This window comes from Akkermansia sp. 54_46 (assembly GCF_001917295.1).
GTDB lineage: Bacteria > Verrucomicrobiota > Verrucomicrobiia > Verrucomicrobiales > Akkermansiaceae > Akkermansia > Akkermansia muciniphila.
This window is the reverse complement of record NZ_MNUD01000003.1, coordinates 29180-29406: the sequence shown is the minus strand read 5'-3', so window position 1 is coordinate 29406 and position 227 is coordinate 29180. Positions and strand designations below refer to the sequence as shown.

The following is a 227-nucleotide window of genomic DNA, read 5'->3' as shown; positions in this document are numbered from 1 at the left end:
ACGCGGCCAACGGGCTCAACCAGTACACCGGCATTGAAGAAAGCGGGGAAGCGCCTTTTGTGCCGACGTACGACGCCTCGGGCAACCAGACCCTCATCAAGACGTCAACGGGCGTGTGGACCGTGGTCTACAACGCGGCCAACCGCGCGGTGAGCTTCACCAGCCGGGACGGCGCGACAGTCGTGGAATGCGGCTACGATTACCAGGGACGGCGCTACATGAAGAAA

General features: G+C 62.6%; 1 protein-coding gene. It reads left to right on the top strand.

All coding sequences use genetic code 11. From position 1 onward, the window contains the following. A partial coding sequence (locus BHW66_RS01795; RefSeq protein WP_286688831.1) for a hypothetical protein occupies positions 1-227 on the top strand: 227 nt, incomplete at both ends.